Raw genomic sequence first — 17,447 nt, forward strand, 5'->3', positions numbered from 1 at the left:
CACCCATTTGCTACAGACAGGCATTCGCTCGACGCCTTGCACACGAAGGTTTTAGAACAGATTTCTTAGGGACTCCACAGCGCTTAAGGCACAATGGCATGGCACGCCGCACAGGGTCCTCGGTCACGGTGTGGGCGCTGCGCCCCTTGGCGGATTGGCCCAGGTGGTAGAATAATCAGATCCGGATCCGGCATGGTCCCCTTGTTGGGGCTGATGGCGTGACAACTGGTGCACGGACCCCGGTACGGATGCGGCATGATATCTCCGGCCTGAATCATCGGCGCCGTTTCCACCTGCGCCAACCCGACATTCTTATCGGCTGAGAGCGTAAAGGTGTACAGTCTTCCTTTACGATAAGCGGTCAGATTAATCTGTTCGCGCATCTGCAAGCGGCGCGACTCCTCTTGAAACGCTTTCAAGTTGTCCACCGCGCGCCCATTGACGCCTACAATCACATCACCTGCCTGCAATCCGCTCAGTGCCGCATTCAAGCTCACTTCATCCACCAAAAGCCCGCTTAGGTCCAATGGCAGCTTCAGTTTTCGCTTCAACTCCAGCGTCAAAGGCAACGCCTCAAGCCCTTGCCAGTGCGCCTCAGAGAGCTGGATGTCCGGTGCAACGAATGCGCCTGAGCGGGTTGGGTCCGTTGGCATCGGAGCGCGCTGACGCGCAGGCTGTTCGGCGCCGGGCGTAAACGCCACAGACAAGCCCATAACAGGCTCCGCTCCTTGATTGGCGATGGGAGCCGTTATGGCGCTCTCCGTCGGCGCTGGCGTTACCGTCAGGTCCGATCCCGGCAGATCGAAAATACTCGACGCCACAAGAATGGCCAGCAACAAGAAGCCAACTGCGACAATGGTGGTTCCAGACGGCATCAGAATCCTGTCATCAACATACGCGCAGCGATAACGACCATCAGGATGGCGTAGATCCAGCGCAGAGCATTCATCGGAGCAACGGTTGTCAACCAAGCGCCAATCATACCGCCAACATAAGCGCCGGGCAAGAGAATCAACGCCATGATGATCGGTGCGGAGGCTTCAAACGCGCCGCTTTGAACCCCATGGATCATTGCCACGAAAGAACCGACTGAGGAGGCGAAAAAGACTAGCACCGCGCTATTGGCGATGGCGATCTTCATTGGCACGCGATTGACATAGCGCTGTAACGGCACCTCCACCACACCGCCGGTAATGCCCAGCAGGCCACTGATCAGGCCCATGGGTAGACCGAGCAACCCTTCGCGCAGTAGATGCGGGATGCGTCTGATCGCCTCTTCGTCGATAATTTCGCCATCCAGCCAATGGGGGCCCGGATGTTTCTGTCGATATTGCTCCCACAGCTCACTGAACATCTTGATCGCCAACACGGCGGCAAACAGCCCCAACAGAATCCGAATCACCGAGGCATCGAGCAGGTTGCCAATAAAGTAACCCGCCACCATGCCCACAATCGCCCAGGGCGCCATTGGCCGAATGTGCGCCCAGTCGATCAATCCCGCCTGTTTATAGCGCAAGGCCGCCGCGCCATACATGAAGATGTTGGTCAGATAGGCGACCGGACGCACCAGCACCAACCCATAGCCAAAGAAGGTCATCAGGCCGGTCACCTTGATGATGCCGCCGCCCATGGTCATCATGCCGCCGCTGATTCCAGAGATTAAGCCCAAAAACATCAGACCAAAGAATGAGCCGATAGAGTAGCCGAAAAGCTGATTTTTCTGGCTGTGCGGATCATCATCTGGAAACAGCCAGGAGAAATCAAAAGGCGTACTGGGAAGGTGCAGGTTAAGTGTATCGTGCAAATGATCACGCGCCCTCTTCCACCAGGCGTCTGCGGTATTCTTGGGGGGGGATGCGTTGGCGAATGCGGGGGGCGGGGGTTGGGTGGCGACGGGGAGAGCGACAGTTTGCATCGTCGGTCCACCTGGCGGCCCTGCGCCGCCTTGCCCCATTTTCGCCGCCGCGCCGCCGCCAGTGGGAGGGGGCAAATTGATTACATCACGAAAGTGCGCGCGTATCAGGTAACCTGGGATCATGAAGCCAGAAATCTCTCCCTTGTTATCAGCCAGCATCACATTGACGCCAAGGAGATTACCAAATCGATCCACCATGGGCCCGCCGCTCTGCGCCCAATGGTAGATGGCGTTGGTCGGGGTCATGCCACGCACGTCTGCGCCGCCAAGATTGACGATCTGACTGGGCCCGGTAATCACGCCAGGCTGTGCGATAACGTTACCCTGATGATTATCGCCCCACGCTACCACGTTGAGGCCGGGCTCCATCAGCTGACTGTCGGTTGGCGTCAAATAGGCGAATGTTTCACGCGACTGGATCTTTACCAGAGCCAAATTGTGTTCAGGAATCGCCTTGAGTAGACGCGCCGGGTAGTCTCTGGCGCCACCGGGTGTCGCCACCCGCACTTGCAACGCCTTTTTGCCATCTATCAGATGACTGGCGGTCGCAACATAGCCGTTAGAACCGACAAGCGCGCCAGAGCCCAACACCGTCAAAGGACCGTTGCGATCGGTCGCCCCGCTGATGCTAACCAGTGAGGCGCGCACCAGCGGCGCGGAAGTCCCACCCAAGGCTGCTTGTTGCGTTTGTGCATTAGGCGGACGATTTATCGCCGCGCCTGGCCCTGGCGCAACCGGTTGATTGATTGGCGGGCCGCCATTTCCGCCTAGTTTATGGATGGGCGGCAAATAGTCCACCCCGCGCAGCTCCTTCCGATGGTCCTGCATCAGATGGATGCCCCAGGCAAAGGTCGCCATGCACGCCAAGCTCAAAATCAGCGCGGGGATGCGCCAACTCTGACGGCAGAATGGAAAGGTATGTTTTCGCGGCGTTTTTTGCGTCATTTTGCGCTACACAGGCTCTATCCTGTTCGGACTGACCATAAACGATCAGACCGGATCCGGATGGGCTCCTTTGGTATCGGATGACGGCTCGCCATCCGGGCTATCGGGATCCTGCCCCAAAGTCAACAGCGATTCCATATCCTCTTTGATCTCATCAAACTCTGGCACGGAGCCAGGCGTGCAGCGGAAGTGGGCATTGACATTGCCAACATGCTCAATGTGATCCGCAAGCACCTCTTCGACTCGTTCAGCGATCATTTTGGCTTCCGAGATGCTGATCTCCGGCTCGACGCCGATAGTCAGGGAGATCCAAATCTCCTGGCCGACCATGCGGGTGCGAATGGACTCGACGATTTGCACCCCCTTGATGGAGTTGGCGCGCTCGTGGATCTTGCGCGATACCTCTTTAGGACCGGCGGTATCCATCAACCCTTTGAAGGCTTCCCAGAACACTTCACCGCCCAGGTAGAGCAGATGAACTGTCTCACCTAAGGCCACGACATTATCCAGCCAAGGCATGCCCAGATAGTGCGAGCCAATGATTCCTAAGGCCACGGCGCTGGAGGAGAAGGCGTCAGCATGGTGGTGCTTGGAGAGCGTGCGCACCATGGGGCTGTTGATCTCGGTGGCTACGCATTTGGAGTAGCCATAAAAGAACAGGTTGACAACCAAACTGAGAATGGCTGTCCAGAGCGCGATCATATGGGGGGCGGAGTGAGAGCCTTCCAACAATACGCTGGTGACGTTGTAGAGCAGCCAGCCGGTGGAGATCAGCAACACAATACTGATAACGAGCGAGAAGAGAAACTCTACTTTCCCGTGGCCAAAGGGGTGCTTTTCATCCAGAGGTTGACTGGAAATTTTAAGCCCGACGATGATCAATATCGACGTGACAACATCTTTGGCGGAGTAGAGGGCATCGGCGACAAGCGCATGCGATCCGGAGATGATGCCGACAAAGATCTTCATTGCTGACAGGACAAGATTGACCATCAGGCCAATCCAACCAATCATCTCATAGCAGACAACGCATCGGGCGTATCTCATGGGCGTCCTAACAACACAGGCGCTAAATTCACGATTTAGCCCTGAGCCATGCTCTCCTAACGGGACTTCTAATAGGGGAATTCGTTATCCGAGCGCTTCTTTCCCTGACTGGCGGTGCGTACGATATAGCTGAACGTCGCCATTCCAAAGCCTAGAATAAACGTTCCGGCCATGGCCAGGATCAACGGCATCTCTACTGGCTCGCCAAACACAAAACGCACTTCAACGTCGTGCATATTTTGTGATGAAAAGATCAACAGAAACAGGACCAGAACCAGGGAAACAAGCAACCGGAGCATCAAGCCCTCCTGAATCGTCCATTACACATCCAGACGTTCAGAGATATCTGACGATTCTCGAAATGCCAGGAATGGGGGAATAGCGACCAAGTATCACCGACCCCAAACCGTACACAGAAAGCACGAAGCAGAGCACGCTGGAAAATTGAAAAATCAGTTTTCCGATTCCCGGCACGATCAGCGCATAGACTGCTAACACTTCCCAGATCCAGATGATGATCCCCTGACGCGCATGAAACTGCACGAAAGGCTCATTTCGACCCGTCAAAAATGGCACCAGCACCAGAATGCCCAGGTAGCTCAGCGCGGCGTGAAGTTGCAGTTTCAGCGTAGGCGACGCATGGGCGGCCAAGGGGTCAGAGGCCTGCTCAATTTCTGGAGAGTGCATAGTAGATCCGCCATTAACCGCCGATGATGTCGCCAACCTGGTTCCAATACTCTGTGGGCAGCTCAGAAGCAAGCTTCAGCGCGCCCGCCGAGCCGGCAAAATCGGGGTCCGCCACGCGGGAGACATTCACTTTGCCATACTCTTTGAGACCTTCGGCCAGGGCGGTGTCCAGCCCGATCATATTGCAACCGCCGCCGGCTAGAATCACGTTCTTGAGCGCCTCGGTCTGATCTTCCGGATCGTAGCCGCTGATCAACGACTCCATGCTCTCCAGGATATCGGGAATAATGGTTTCACAGGCAAAGCGTAACTCACGGGTCACGTCATGCAGCATCGGTTTGCCGCCGGAGCGCAGATTGACCACCACCTCCTCGGTCGGATCGCCGACAAAGCCGTGCTTCTCCTTGATCTTCTGCGCCAGATAGGAGGTCATCTGCACGTCCGGATAAGATTCGGCTATGGCCTGACAGAACACCTCATCAACGTAATTACCGCCCTTCATCAAGGTGACCTGATCATTGGGCGCCGGGACGGTGCCTTTCATGGCGCACAGATCGATGGTGCCAGCGCCGATGTCAATGATGATGGCGTTGTTCAGCTTTTCCAGTCCATAGGCAACCATGAAGGGCTCGCTGACAACCATGGACATGTCCATGACTTCATCACTGATTTTCAGCAGTTGGCTTTTATTGTAGACCGAAGCGCGCGCGGGCACGCCGATGATGCCGTAGATTTTTTCGTCGGCTTGCGCATCGGCCAGGCTAACCACATGACGCAAAAGTTCAATGGCGGCTTGCTCATCCTTTTCACTGGTCTCTTTGAGAACGCCATCCGCCAGGGGGAAGTGAAGATTCAGATAGGTGTGGTTATCCAGCGCTTCCTGCCCCACCACCACGGTGTTATTAAGAATCTTTACGCCAATAATATCTCTGGGATAACCCACTACGCTACGCACCATGCTCTTGGCGCCGCGCCGCGACATGATGGTGGTCCGGGAGGTGCCCAGATCGATGCCGACGTAAAGTCTTTTGTCGTTGCTGTTTTGGCCTTGCATCTCAAATCCTCATATTTTTCAGTGCAGACGTTACGCGATAGCAGGTTTATTGCAACACATTGCGTCAACAGCGTTCTCGGTGGCGTCCACCATCACGCCACTTAAAAGAGGCTTGCCCAGCCTTTCATTCCAACAAAAGCGGACAGTATACTTAAGCATCACACCAGGAGCAACACTCCTACTCATCGCGGGAAATTATCCCTTTGACGCGACTATTCAGGGAGCCAAATCCACTGACAACGCCGCCAACCGCATCGCCCAGCAGATTGGCGACGCCAGCCCCCAATCCCTCCACGGGAATTTCTGCATACTCTACATAGGAAACCTGCTGTTCCACCACGGATTCTTGCGCGTCCTGGCTCTGTGGCCCTGCGACAACTTGTGCTTCTTGCACGTCCTGGCTCTGTGGCTCTTCGACAACTTGCGCTTCTGGCGCTGGCTCAGCATACAGGGGAGCGGGCGCAGCAACGGGGTCAACCTGTGTGACCATGGGCGCTTCGGTGAAGGGCTGCTCTTGCGCAGCCATGGGCGCTTTGGTGAAGGGCTGCTCTTGCGGTTGTTCCTCAATTTGTTGCGGCGCCATCATCGAATCGGAATAGTTGCTATCATCGCTCATCATGGCGGGCTTCTCCTGAGCTGGTTGTGATATTGGCGTTGTATCGCGCCGTCCGTCTGTGGTTCGGCGTGACGCGTTTTGCGCGTTGTTATGGTTACGCTCATTGGACTCAACGGCACTGTTTGCCCAGTCGCCATAAAGTGATTCGCCACGAGGCGCATTGCGCGGCGGATCCAGCTCAATCCCTTCGGAGACGATTCGCCGAGTTGCTCCAGGGGGCGCCTCCGGCGCGGACGTATCACTGACAGGCGGGGCGTCTGCCGCCACCATACTAACAGAAACCGTCTCTTCGGCGGCATCATTAACGCGTGTATTCTCTAAGCTCTGCGCCTCCTTGATGGCCGCATCTACCGGAGACGCCGGTGCGAACAGATTGTTAGGCAACATCTCGATGGGCATTCGGTCCAGCACGCGTTTATGTAGTGCACGCCGCACGATATGGCCACTTCCGCCCGCCGCGCCTTGGCGTTTATTCCAAAACATCGGACTACTGGTTTGCGGCAATACGGGATCGCCAAACGCATTCAGAAAACCGGACATTCCGTAATGCCAGCCGAATATTTCGTTTGCCGCCGCTGACTCTGGCGAATGCTGGTTGGCGCCTCGAACCGGAGAGGGCCACGCGTCCATCTGTGCATTGGGGGTCTTCCACGCCCCAAGCAGTTGGCTCCAATAGCCGTAGCGATGCAGCGGCTTAGTGGCAACGGATTCAGCGTTGCGCAGATTCTGCTGAGTAAATGGAGCCGTAGGCCATGATCGCTCTACGGTGCGTTTGCGCACCCCCTCGGGAGGCCCCCCTTTGAGCAGGCGTCTTGGGGTGAACGGTTCTGCGGGGTTCACGCCCCACATCGGCAGACGGTGGGGAAAATATCCGACAAACCCACCCAGATCTTTCAATTTTTGGGGTAGAACTGGGGCTTCGCGTTTAAACACGCGAAGCGTTTGCATATGTGTTTTATGTGCGTAGCTATCCACCAGACTGTGCAAAATTGCTTTGGTAAGCGCTGCATCGTCTTGCACATTGACGTCGGTCAAATTGAGATCCGGTTCGTTTGCAACCTTTGTTAAATGATCAGTGTCCGACTCTGCATAATCATCGGTGTGGACAATGGGCGCCGCCACGGACTGTGTTAATTCAGCCACAACGGGCGCGCTCCAGGGCGGGGGGGGCGCGACATCGATGTTCAACGACTCATGGGCGCTGGTCATCAAGGGCGATTCAGCCCCCTCCTGACGCTCATCGGGCAGAGCGCGCTTTTTTCCGTTGGCGTCCACAAACTCCTCCCAACGCGCTCTTTGGCTTTCAAGGCGCACACTTGCCTGTTGCGCCAATTCATCTTCCGTCGGCGCTTGGGGGGGAATCGGGGCAAACCCTTCCAGATCCACCAATGCGCCCCAGACGCTGTTCGGGCGACTGGAGCGGACGGCGTGGTGGAGCGCCATATGTTCAGGGCTTACAGGAGAAGAAAGCGGCGTGATTGGTTCCCCCTCTGCGGAAATGGAGGCTTCTACAGATGCTGCACTCCCCTTCTCAGTGGCGTTGGCTGCTGCGCTTTGAATTGCGGCTTGCTCGTTCTGTAGGGCGGTGGGCGCCTGCTCTGCGCTCCAGGGCATGTCCGGCTGCAAACGCAGCATCTGCTCTTTGACGCGCTCAAGGGAGAGTCCGGAGCGCACAATGGACGCAGCCCACGCCTGTTGATCAAAACTGGGCGTGATGGGTTCACGCAACTGGCTGGGCGTAGAAGATGGATTCCACGCCGTCTGCTTAGTCATCTGAAGGGAATCTGGCTGCTGTTCTTCAGTCTCCGGTTGCTGCCCGTTCGATTCCGGCACAGAGACGAGAGCGCCGCTCGGCGTGGGTGGCGGCTCTTCGGTGAGCCCCTCATCAAAGGAGGGCTTCACTCCAAACGCTGAGGGCGTTTTTTGTGCTGCAAAATGGGAAGCGGCAGACACCAGTAGGCGTTCGGCGCTGTCCATAGCGGGCGCAGTGACTCTGTCGCCCGCATCATCGTTTGGCTCTGCGATGGCCGGGGCTGGTTTGATTTTCTCTGTGCTCGCGTCAGCCTCAAGAGTGACGCTCTTTTCGCTCCAGGGCGAGGCGGTTGTCAGAGACGCGCGCGGCGCCCGCGGGCGAACCGCGACCAGCTCCGCTGGCGTGCTGTCGCCAACACGTTGCTCATCGCTTTGATCCTGTGTTGCGTCCGGCTGGCGCAGCAGACGCGCATCATGCAGGTGCGGGGCCTCATCCTGACTGGTTTTACGCGTTGCCCGGGAGGGGGCTTCCGGCTCTGCCGCTCCCGATTGAACGCCATCGCGCAGGGCGCCGACCTCGGCTTGTAAACCTGATGATTTTCCCTCTACCAATACACGTAACGCCGCATCGGAGACCCCAACTGCCTGGCGTACGGCTTTGCGTTCGCCCTGCCCGCCCGCAGAGACGACGCTTTTGTTCTCGCGATCAGGGGATTTTGGCTGTTTTTTGGCTGGGCGGCGTTTGGAGAACGATTTTTGCGCGGCTGGCGCACCAGCGTCTATTTTGGCGCTCTGGCCAAACTCGCTGGCAACCACGCTGGCTGGATCGGGGGCCTCTTTAACCAGCAGTAGCGGCTCCTCATCCAAATTCAACGCCTGCCCTGTCTGTACAGTGGTGTCAGCAGGCGGCGCAGAGGTCTGTGCTTTGGAGGCCGAAATCTCCTCTTCAGTCGCCGAGGTCGACTCCGGTCCATGCAGCGGCGACTCCATGAGGGGGGCGGTTGGCGTCACGGGGAGCTCCTGTGCGCGTGTGTCGTCTGCTTGGGGGTTGGAAGACGCTAGGGCTTCAATCTCTGCGGCGTTGATTGGCATTTCGGTTTTGTAATCCTGTTTTTCCATCTCCAGGCGTTGTTTTGGCGCTTGAGGCGAAGCAGGCGAGCCGTCGTTGTCACGCTCACGTTTTACAGGCGTTTGTATCGGCGTATCAACGCGCTTAGGCGCTGGCGGATGGCGGGAGATTGACTCTTCAGTCACCTGTTGATTGTGTTCGCGCAAGCCCTCCGCCACTTCTCTGGCAGCGTCACGGAAGGCGGCGATGCCGCGCAAGCGGTCGCGGCTGCGCGATTTGCGCTGTTGGCGGCGTTGCTGGCGGTTATTGGCGTCGTCTGTCGCCCCCCCCGACTGCACAGGCCCCGCAGTCACATCTGAAGAGTCGAGATGCGTTGCGCTCCCGGTAAGCTCCGCCGAAAGTGACTGATCACTCATGGGAGCCCGCTGGTTTTGATTGGCGGAAAGAAGCACATCATCTCAAATTTGCCCCAATACAAGAGATAGCTTATTGAATCTTCGCAAACATTCGTTGGCCGTTACGATCAACTTCCAATAGCGCCCACTGCCGTTTGGCCGCATTTTTAATGGCTTTATCCATGGTTTGGCCATTGGGTGTTGGCACGCCATTAATCGCTACCACAACATCATTCAGGCGGATCCCCGCCTGGGCGCCGGGCGAGCCAGGGGTCACTTCCTGCACCACGCCGCCCTGTTTATTTTGCAGCCCTGGCGTGCGCATCGCCATGGTGGGCGTTATGGGGATAATCTCCAACCCCTTCCACTCAAACTCCGTCTTGGCGGGCGTCGGTCGGGGATTGGTAAGCATATTCCCTGCCATGTTGGGCGCCGTGGCGGGATTCATACCGGTTGCAGGAGGATTGGCGGGAGCGAGCATGGGGGCGGTCTGCGCCGTCTGCGCGCCGCCATCTGGCGCCCATGGGGCCGAGCCGCCTGGAGGCGGCATCACCATCGCCACAGGTTGCGCCATGGGGGCCTGCATCGGCGGGGACGCGTTAGCCGTGGGTTGTGGCGTATTGGCTGTGGGAATCGATAGCTCCAGCGAACGGCGCTTGCCGTCGTTAATCACAGAGAGACGTAAAGAGTCGCCGGGTTTCAAGCGGTTGATCATGGAAGAGAGGGCGTCGCGTGATTTGATCCAGCGCCCGTCGGCTTTGTAGATCTGGTCCCCTTTCATCAATCCGGCGGCCGCGCCTGGTCCGTTGGCGACGACATCGGTGACGATTAATCCCATGGGGTAAGGGGAGTTTAAATCGTTGGCTTTGTTGGTTGTGAGCTTCTGCACGGTAATGAGTAGCCCTTTTAGACCTTTTTCCGGGTTGATCTGAGCGGGGGCGGCGACCTGTTGTTGGGCCACAGGAGACGCCGCTGCGCCACCAAAGCTATAAGCGCCGTTAGGGTCAAACATGAAACGGGAGTCGGCGTGACGTCGACGTCCCTGCCCCGGCCCGCCAAACTGCGCGCCAGGACCACCCCCCTGCCCCGGAGTAAACGCGACGGGGTTGGCCCCGCCCTGCCCCGCTGCGGCTCCAGCTGGCAGAATTTGATGGCAATTTTCACACGGCCCCCGGTCGCCATGGGGCATCACAGCGTCAATGGGGATCGGCGGCGGCGGGCGGGCGGCGACCGGCGCAGCAGCCGCGCCGCCGCCGCCGAGAATCTGATGACAGTTTTCACACGGCCCCCGGTCGCCATGGGGCATGGGCATATCCATGGTGATGGGCGGCGCAGTCTGGCCGCCGCGCGCGGCGACAGGAACCATCTGCGGCGGCGGCGGCGCGATGATCGGCAGTTGAATCAACTCCTCTAAGAAATCGCGCGCCACTTTGGAGGGCACGGCAAAGCCGACCCCGGCGAATGCGCTGGTGGTGGTATAGATGGCGGTGTTCACGCCCACCACATAGCCGTCCAGAGCCACCAGGGGACCGCCGGAGTTGCCGCGGTTGATAGCCGCATCCGTCTGGATTAAACCACGATGCACCACCCCGCCGATATTGACCGCCTTGCGTTTCCCGGAGATGATGCCCTGGCTGACGGTTTGGTCCAAACCAAACGGACTGCCGATGGCGATGACCGGATCGCCGATATTGAGTTCGATGTTGCTGGCCAGCGGGGCCGGTTTAAGCGGCTGTTCAGGCTCTACCTTGATCAGCGCCAAGTCGCGGCGAGAATCCAACTGGATAATCTCGGCGGGCAAACGTTTATTGCCGCCATTCTCCCGGAAGATGGTCACAAAAACCTGACGCGCCTTCTCAAGCACATGATAGTTGGTCAGGATATAGCCATCTTCTGTGACGATGATCCCGGAGCCAATGCTCTCGGTGGCGATGCCCGTGAACGGGTTGGCGAACTGCAAGCCGCTTGCCGGTTTGTTCGTGTCGGCTTGGGGTCTTTGGGTGGTGGCGCTGACGTTTACCACGCTGGGCATAACCGATTTCACCACTTGGGCGAAATTGGATGGCCCCGTCTGGGCTTTCGGTGGCGGCACGGTCATTTGCGCCACGCCGGGCAGCGCGGCGGGGATCGCGCCAGGTGCGCCGTTACCCGCCATGGGAGGCGGCTTGGGCAGCGATTGCGGCGGTCCCATCGGCGCCTGTTGCGCCACGGCGGAATTGGGCGACGCGCTGTTCATCATTGCCACTTTTTTCTGGTTGCTGACCCACAAATAGCTGGCAATCATCAAGGCAACGCCGCCGACGCCAACAGCATAGAGATATTTGTGGATGCGCCGCCCACACTGTGGATCATCGGCTGGGGTCATTCGACATCACCCGCCTTGGACGAAGCGTCTTCACGCAGCCCGATATCCGCATCCATCGACTCCGGCGCCGCTTCATGGGCGCGCAGGCGCGTAACGCCCGCGCCCAAGGCGACGAATCCCAGACCAATTAAAAACAGCGGGGTTAGTCCACGCAACAACTCCACCACGGACCACCACCAAACCGACAATCCCCACAAGCCCAGGGAGATGGCGATCAAACCAAAAATAATGCTAGGCATGGCGCGCTACTCTCACTTCCTACGGAAAAAAGCGCTTTTAGACGGCGCGTTCATAAATTGCGTACGTTATCAGATCACCTAAAAAGTTTCCAGCAGGGAATTGACCCCGTTGCGTGGAAGAATCACCACTCCAATGCATCATCCGACTCGTGTTGACGCTCTCTTCGCGACTTAGGCAAAAGGGTCAGACCATAGCCCATGATCAGGATGTTGGCCACGCCAGTAAACAGCAGCGGCGCCGTCGGACTCACCCAATCGAACAACAGCCCGCCTACTTGCAAAAAGAAGATCACGCCGATACAGCCGGCCGTATTAAACGCCCCCATCACCGAGCCGCGGATCTCCTCTTCGGCATGGTCCAGAGCCAGAATCTGCGGCGCCAACAGACACCCCGCCTGCCCCAGCCCCACCAGCGTGGCCGGCAGCAGCGACCACCAGGTCATGGGGTTGATGATAAAACCGAAGCCAATGAAACCCAGGCCGCTTAGAAACAATCCAAGAAGAACCGACTCCACACGTCCCTTAGTCTCAATCAACCATCCCCAAACTGGAATGCTCAACAGCACCACCACCCCAATGTAGCCGATCACAAACCCCGCCTTGGCCGCCGCCATGTTGTGGTCCACATTGGTCAGTAGATCGCCAAAATAGATAAACCAGGTCATTAGAAACAGACCGATGATCACCATGTCATTGCGTGACGAAAACGCCGCCAGAAAACTTAAACGCAGCTCGGGTTTGCGTTTTACCGTATCGAGCACGCGACGCAACGGGAATTTGCGCGCTTCCAGTCGGCTGGCGGTTTCAACAAGAAAGTTGCGCGTCAGCCAAGCGCCAATCAAAGCGATGAACGCAGGCAGCAGCATCACGACTTTAATCCCGGCATACTCAGGCAACTGCATCAGGATGGCGTAGACCAAAGTGGCGCCAAAAGCCATCATGAAACCCACTTTCGCCAACAACTTGGGGCGTTCTTCAACGCTGGTGTAGTCGCCGGTAAGAGTGGAAATCTGTGGCCAAACCGCCGTAGTGCCCAAAGACATCAACGTGCGCGCAACATAATAGAGGAGCAGCGCATCCAACCCGAACCATAGGGCGAGATCGCCCACAAATGGGGTCAGCAGCGCAGTCGCCCCAGCGACGATGAACCCATACATCATGATGGGAATACGACCATATCGATCGGACAGATAGCCCAGATAACCAACCAGAATCAGATCCATCACCTCGGTGATGACCTGAATATTGGCGTTGACAAAACCGGCGTTCTCCCGCTCCAGGTCCAGCACCATACGCAAGAATAGCGGTTGCGTGGCCAGCACCAGCGTCATGAAAATCATCGATAGCGCAACCACCAAGTAGAGTGTGTTGCGATGCCGGTCCTGAACAAGTGGGCGGTTGCTCATCAGATTTTGGGGCGTTCCTCGTTGGCGGCGTGATGCGGACGTCAAAGGCGTTCATGCACAAAGGGTACAGCAGACGCTGGCGGATTTGCCGTGCGCCTTGTTTGCCAAACCCGCTGATGATAGAAAAATCCGGCTTGCAGCGCAACATAAAGCGCAAGCGGCGGCTGTGCGCTTAAACCCACCCGTGATACAACTGATAATCGTTATTATTTATTGAATTCACAGCGCTTTTTTTGCAGATTCATATAAATTCACTTCACGAACTGTGCAATTATCTATATATTATTTTGCGTTGGGCAGATCTGTTTGCAGTTTGACACGTCTATTGGCTGGTTACGCTCGCTTTTTTTTGCTCCCGGATCATTTTGCGCGCGAGCTCCGTGCCAGCGCTCAGCAAACGCTTAACTGTTTACTCCTATTATCAGGTTTGGAAAGAGGAGCGCCAGAATGCCGTTACCGCCCCCCCCCGCATCTCCGCAACCGACCGCCGCCAAAGGCGGGCAGAACGCCGCGGCTGCGCAAAAACCTCTGCCGAATGAATTAGAAGGCGCCGCCGCAAAGAAAGCGCTGGCCGCTATGACCTGCCCAGTCGCTACCAAAGGCGGCGCGGTGAAAGCCGGTGCAAAGGGCGCCACGGCGCCCTGCCCTAACGCCGATCCGGCGATGATGAAAGCGTTGCAAAATGGCGAGTGGGAAGCCCCTGAAGGCGCCCCCAAAGCAAAAGCCGCCGCCAAGGGCAAAGCGGCGGTGGCGGCGCCTGGCGCCCCAAAAGCGGCGGGCGCCAAGGCTAACGCCGCCGCTCAACCGGTGGCGATGACCCAGCCAGCCATCGATCCGGCGCCTGCGGCCAAAGCAACCGTTAACGGCGCCAAGGCCAGCGCCGCCGCCGGCACCATCTGGACCGGTTCGGGAACCAGCCTGGGTTTGGGGCTGGGGCTAGGCGCCTGGGGTCCGGTTCTGCTGCTTGGCGCCGCCGCCGCCTTGGGAGCGGGCGCTTACTACTACTTAAAACGTAATAAAGCCGATAATGCGCTGGAAGAGGCGGTGAGTTGAGATGCTGAATTGGGGGGCTCGTATGAAACAGGCGAATCAAAACCGCTTTGTGACAACCAAGCGCGGCATGCGTAGCCGCACCATGGCGCTGTTTTCCTACCTGGGGATTCTCTGCCTGGTGCCGATGCTGTTCAACCGGGACGACGCTTATGTCCAGTTCCACGCCCGTCAGGGCGTTGTGTTATGGACTTGGGGCGTGCTTTCGATTCTGGCGCTGCATGTGCCGATCGCGGGCCCCTTCTTTTTCAGTTTTTCGGCCATGGTGATTGCGCTGCTCTCGCTGGTGGGCATCTGCTCTGTTCTGCTCGCTCGCGCTTGGCGCATTCCTGGCGTGAGCATCGTTGCCGGACTTCTCTGAAGCGCAACAAACGCTGCACTGACTAATGAAAAGAGCCCGTTGGATCTGCCAACGGGCTCTTTTTTAATCTCTGAAGGTTCAATTCCCCGCAGCTTGCAAGCAGGGTGATTGATTCTTGACGTCAAATGGGGGTTTCTAAATACTGAACCTGCGCGTCGTGGTGCCTGTCACTCGCTTTTGGGGGCGCTTTCGGCCGCCTTAACCGCCATTTTAAGAAACCACGCCGTCGCCAGAACCACTCCCGCCAACCCCAAGGCGGGTCCCAGGACATTGAGACCCAGTGCCGTGGATTTGACCGAAGCGGTCATGCCCGGCAGGGAGAGCGGCGAGATTTTGGTGATCGAGACCCCTTTGGCGGCCATCACCTTGATCTCGCCAGGGCCAGCGACTTTCAACGCTTCGTTAGTAGCCAGCGTGGTTTTCAAAGTTGTGACCATAATAAACATTTCCCATCGAGAAAAAAGGCGACGCCTCAGATAAATGACGCGCGGTAACTGAATGTAGCTTGATGGCGCAAACTAGTGAAGCCTTTATTCTAAAAAAAAAAACTGCTTATGCAGGCTCCGGCAGCACACCAGATGGGGCTCGTAAAGTTTTGAAAATCAAGATTTGATCTAAAGTGCGCGCACATCAAAGTGCGCGCACATCCTCTTAACCATCTCACTACAGACATGACAATACCCCTTTCAGAGTATAGAATCGAGGGTATGTCTGACTACCTGCTATTCCCGCCCCCCACTAACACACACAGTTTATGAGCACCATTGCCGATTGGATCTGGACGCCTTTCCTGAGTTTGATCTATCTGGAGTTGGGCGTGCTGTTTCTGCTAGTCACCGGCGGCGTTGTGTTGCGCCGAGCCGTGCCCATCTTCCTCGTCCAGATTCGGCAGCTCGGCAACCAGCGTACGGATGGAGGGCATATCGGGCATACCCATGGCTTTTTTGCCGGTCTGGCCACCAGCATCGGCGTAGGCAACATGGCGGGCGTCGGCACGGCGATCCATCTGGGCGGCCCTGGCGCGCTGTTCTGGATGTGGGTTTCTGCGCTGCTGGGCATGAGCTTTCGCATGTGCTCCACCTACATGGCGTTACGCTACCAACCGTCGGACGACAAAGACCCCGTTTTCGGCACGCCAATGGTCTATCTGCAACGCTTTTTTAGCGGACGCTGGGCCTTTATCGCCCCACTGTTTGCCGGGGTGATCATCGCCAAAGGACTGGTGGCGGCCAACCTGATTCAATCAAACTCTGTGGCGCACGCTATCCAGGAGCATTTGGGCTACTCCAGCGGCATCGTCGCACTGGCGTTATCGGCGCTGGTGGCGCTGGTGGTGATCAGCGGCCTGAACAGCATTTTGAACGTCAGTATGGCGCTGGCGCCATGGATGGCGGGTGGCTATCTGGCGCTCGCGCTGTGGGTTCTGGGCAGCCACCCAGCCCGTACCCTGGCTAGCTTTCATGCGGTGATCGAACACGCCTTCACGCCCTATACACTGGCTGGCGGCATCGCCGGATACTCCGTCATGCAGGCGGTTCAGTTCGGCATTGCGCGTGGCATCTTCTCCCATGGCTCCGGTATTGGATTGGCGCCGTTTCTCCATGCCGCCAATCGCGACCACCCTGTGGTCGGCGCCATGATGGCGGGCATGATCCCTCTGGTGGACACCATTTTAGTCTGTACGGCCACTGGTTTAGTGATCCTCTCCTCCGGCCTGTGGCATGAACAGACCGGCGCCTATTTGACTGTTTCAGCGTTTCAGATGGCCAGCGGCGACGGCGCGCGCCTGGCGGTCACGCTCTGCTTGGTGGTGTTCGCATTCACCACCATTATCAACTGGTCCTACTTTTCTGAACGCTGTTTTCTCTTTCTGGGAGGACGCAATCGCGTTGCCTATCGCTGGTTTTTCGTCATGGTCACCTTTTGCGGTCCATTTCTGCCGGTGGCGACAATCTGGTCAGTGGGGGACCTGCTCATTGCGGCCCTGATCATTATCCACCTGCTGCCGCTTACCTACTTGCTGTTGCGCTATAATCGCACCCTACGGCACGATCTCAACACGTCCATCGCGAGCACTGAAGGCGGCGGACGTTCACTGCGCAATGATGGAGCCCCCACTTTATGATTGATCTCTCTGTGGCCCGTATGGTCCATCTGGATTATGAAGCGCGTCTGGAGGAGGCGGTGCGCTCCGGCCGTGTGCCTGTTTTAACCGCCACGCGCATCGATGTGTCACATCATGAGTGCGAGTTGGGCCGTTGGCTCAATCGGCACGGCTCCGAACGCTACCGGGAACACTTGGAAATCTTGGCGCTTAACACCTGGCATAAACGATTCCATATCGAAGCGGAGCGCTCTTTGCGCCTGGTGCGCTCGGGACAAATGCGCGAAGCGGCAGAGAGCCTGCGGGATGTGCGCAGCGCCAGTAAAGAGGTGATCTACCTGTTGACTCAGCTGGAGTACCATTTGGTGCAACGCAGCCATGGCTTTAAAGATCTTCTGGATAAACCCGTGCGCTTGCTCGGACGCTTGATAGGACGCTAGAG

Annotated in this window: 15 protein-coding genes; 4 read left to right on the top strand and 11 right to left on the bottom strand. The window is 57.6% G+C overall.

The features are described 5' to 3' along the window. Positions 1-83: 83 nt before the first annotated feature. The 10 genes from mamP to mamH form a co-directional block, all read right to left on the bottom strand. Complete coding sequence (mamP, locus tag MAIT1_RS00355) at positions 84-971, bottom strand: magnetosome magnetite formation protein MamP (protein ID WP_143814568.1); 888 nt, start codon at positions 969-971, stop codon at positions 84-86. Then, positions 875-2,860 (bottom strand): magnetosome protein MamO, encoded by a 1,986-nt coding sequence (gene mamO, locus MAIT1_RS00360; protein ID WP_085440043.1) that lies wholly within the window; start codon positions 2,858-2,860, stop codon positions 875-877. Before mamO ends, mamP begins: the two co-directional genes overlap by 97 nt. Positions 2,861-2,905: 45 nt before the next feature. Further along, entirely contained in the window at positions 2,906-3,907 is a 1,002-nt protein-coding gene (mamM, locus tag MAIT1_RS00365; protein WP_085440044.1) for a magnetosome biogenesis CDF transporter MamM, read from the bottom strand. Between the two features lie 68 nt (positions 3,908-3,975). After that, positions 3,976-4,206 (bottom strand): lipopolysaccharide assembly protein LapA domain-containing protein, encoded by a 231-nt coding sequence (locus tag MAIT1_RS00370; RefSeq protein ID WP_085440045.1) that lies wholly within the window; start codon positions 4,204-4,206, stop codon positions 3,976-3,978. Between the two features lie 37 nt (positions 4,207-4,243). Continuing rightward, positions 4,244-4,594 carry a hypothetical protein gene (locus tag MAIT1_RS00375; RefSeq protein WP_241893380.1) on the bottom strand — a complete coding sequence of 117 codons (351 nt, stop codon included), beginning with the start codon at positions 4,592-4,594 and terminating at the stop codon, positions 4,244-4,246. A gap of 13 nt (positions 4,595-4,607) precedes the next feature. Continuing rightward, positions 4,608-5,648 (bottom strand): MamK family actin-like protein, encoded by a 1,041-nt coding sequence (gene mamK, locus MAIT1_RS00380; RefSeq protein ID WP_085440046.1) that lies wholly within the window; start codon positions 5,646-5,648, stop codon positions 4,608-4,610. Between the two features lie 178 nt (positions 5,649-5,826). Then, positions 5,827-9,537, bottom strand: a complete 3,711-nt coding sequence (locus MAIT1_RS00385) for a hypothetical protein (protein ID WP_085440047.1) — start codon at positions 9,535-9,537, stop codon at positions 5,827-5,829. Between the two features lie 34 nt (positions 9,538-9,571). Continuing rightward, a complete protein-coding gene (locus tag MAIT1_RS00390) occupies positions 9,572-11,845 on the bottom strand; it encodes a trypsin-like peptidase domain-containing protein (RefSeq protein WP_085440048.1) in 2,274 nt (757 codons plus the stop codon). After that, positions 11,842-12,084: a magnetosome protein MamI gene (gene mamI, locus MAIT1_RS00395; RefSeq protein WP_085440049.1), complete on the bottom strand. Its 243-nt coding sequence runs from the start codon at positions 12,082-12,084 to the stop codon at positions 11,842-11,844. The genes MAIT1_RS00390 and mamI overlap by 4 nt, the downstream gene beginning before the upstream one ends. Before the next feature lie 122 nt (positions 12,085-12,206). Further along, positions 12,207-13,490, bottom strand: a complete 1,284-nt coding sequence (mamH, locus tag MAIT1_RS00400; protein WP_085440050.1) for a magnetosome biogenesis transporter MamH — start codon at positions 13,488-13,490, stop codon at positions 12,207-12,209. Between the two features lie 609 nt (positions 13,491-14,099). Between mamH and MAIT1_RS21975 the strand changes: the two genes are divergently transcribed. Both MAIT1_RS21975 and MAIT1_RS00410 read left to right on the top strand, forming a co-directional pair. Beyond that, entirely contained in the window at positions 14,100-14,543 is a 444-nt protein-coding gene (locus MAIT1_RS21975) for a hypothetical protein (protein ID WP_198947755.1), read from the top strand. 22 nt (positions 14,544-14,565) lie between these two features. Continuing rightward, complete coding sequence (locus tag MAIT1_RS00410; RefSeq protein ID WP_085440052.1) at positions 14,566-14,901, top strand: hypothetical protein; 336 nt, start codon at positions 14,566-14,568, stop codon at positions 14,899-14,901. A gap of 167 nt (positions 14,902-15,068) precedes the next feature. Here the strand turns inward: MAIT1_RS00410 and MAIT1_RS00415 are convergent, their stop codons facing one another. Then, positions 15,069-15,338, bottom strand: coding sequence for a hypothetical protein (locus MAIT1_RS00415; RefSeq protein WP_143814569.1), 270 nt, complete (start codon positions 15,336-15,338; stop codon positions 15,069-15,071). A 317-nt stretch (positions 15,339-15,655) separates the two neighbouring features. Here MAIT1_RS00415 and MAIT1_RS00420 point away from each other — a divergent pair, with 317 nt between their 5' ends. Together MAIT1_RS00420 and MAIT1_RS00425 are read left to right on the top strand one after the other, a co-directional pair. Beyond that, positions 15,656-17,026, top strand: coding sequence for an alanine/glycine:cation symporter family protein (locus MAIT1_RS00420; protein ID WP_085440054.1), 1,371 nt, complete (start codon positions 15,656-15,658; stop codon positions 17,024-17,026). Further along, entirely contained in the window at positions 17,023-17,445 is a 423-nt protein-coding gene (locus MAIT1_RS00425) for a CZB domain-containing protein (protein WP_085440055.1), read from the top strand. The genes MAIT1_RS00420 and MAIT1_RS00425 overlap by 4 nt, the downstream gene beginning before the upstream one ends. Positions 17,446-17,447: the final 2 nt, after the last annotated feature.

The organism is Magnetofaba australis IT-1, assembly GCF_002109495.1.
Taxonomy (GTDB): Bacteria; Pseudomonadota; Magnetococcia; order Magnetococcales; family Magnetococcaceae; genus Magnetofaba; species Magnetofaba australis.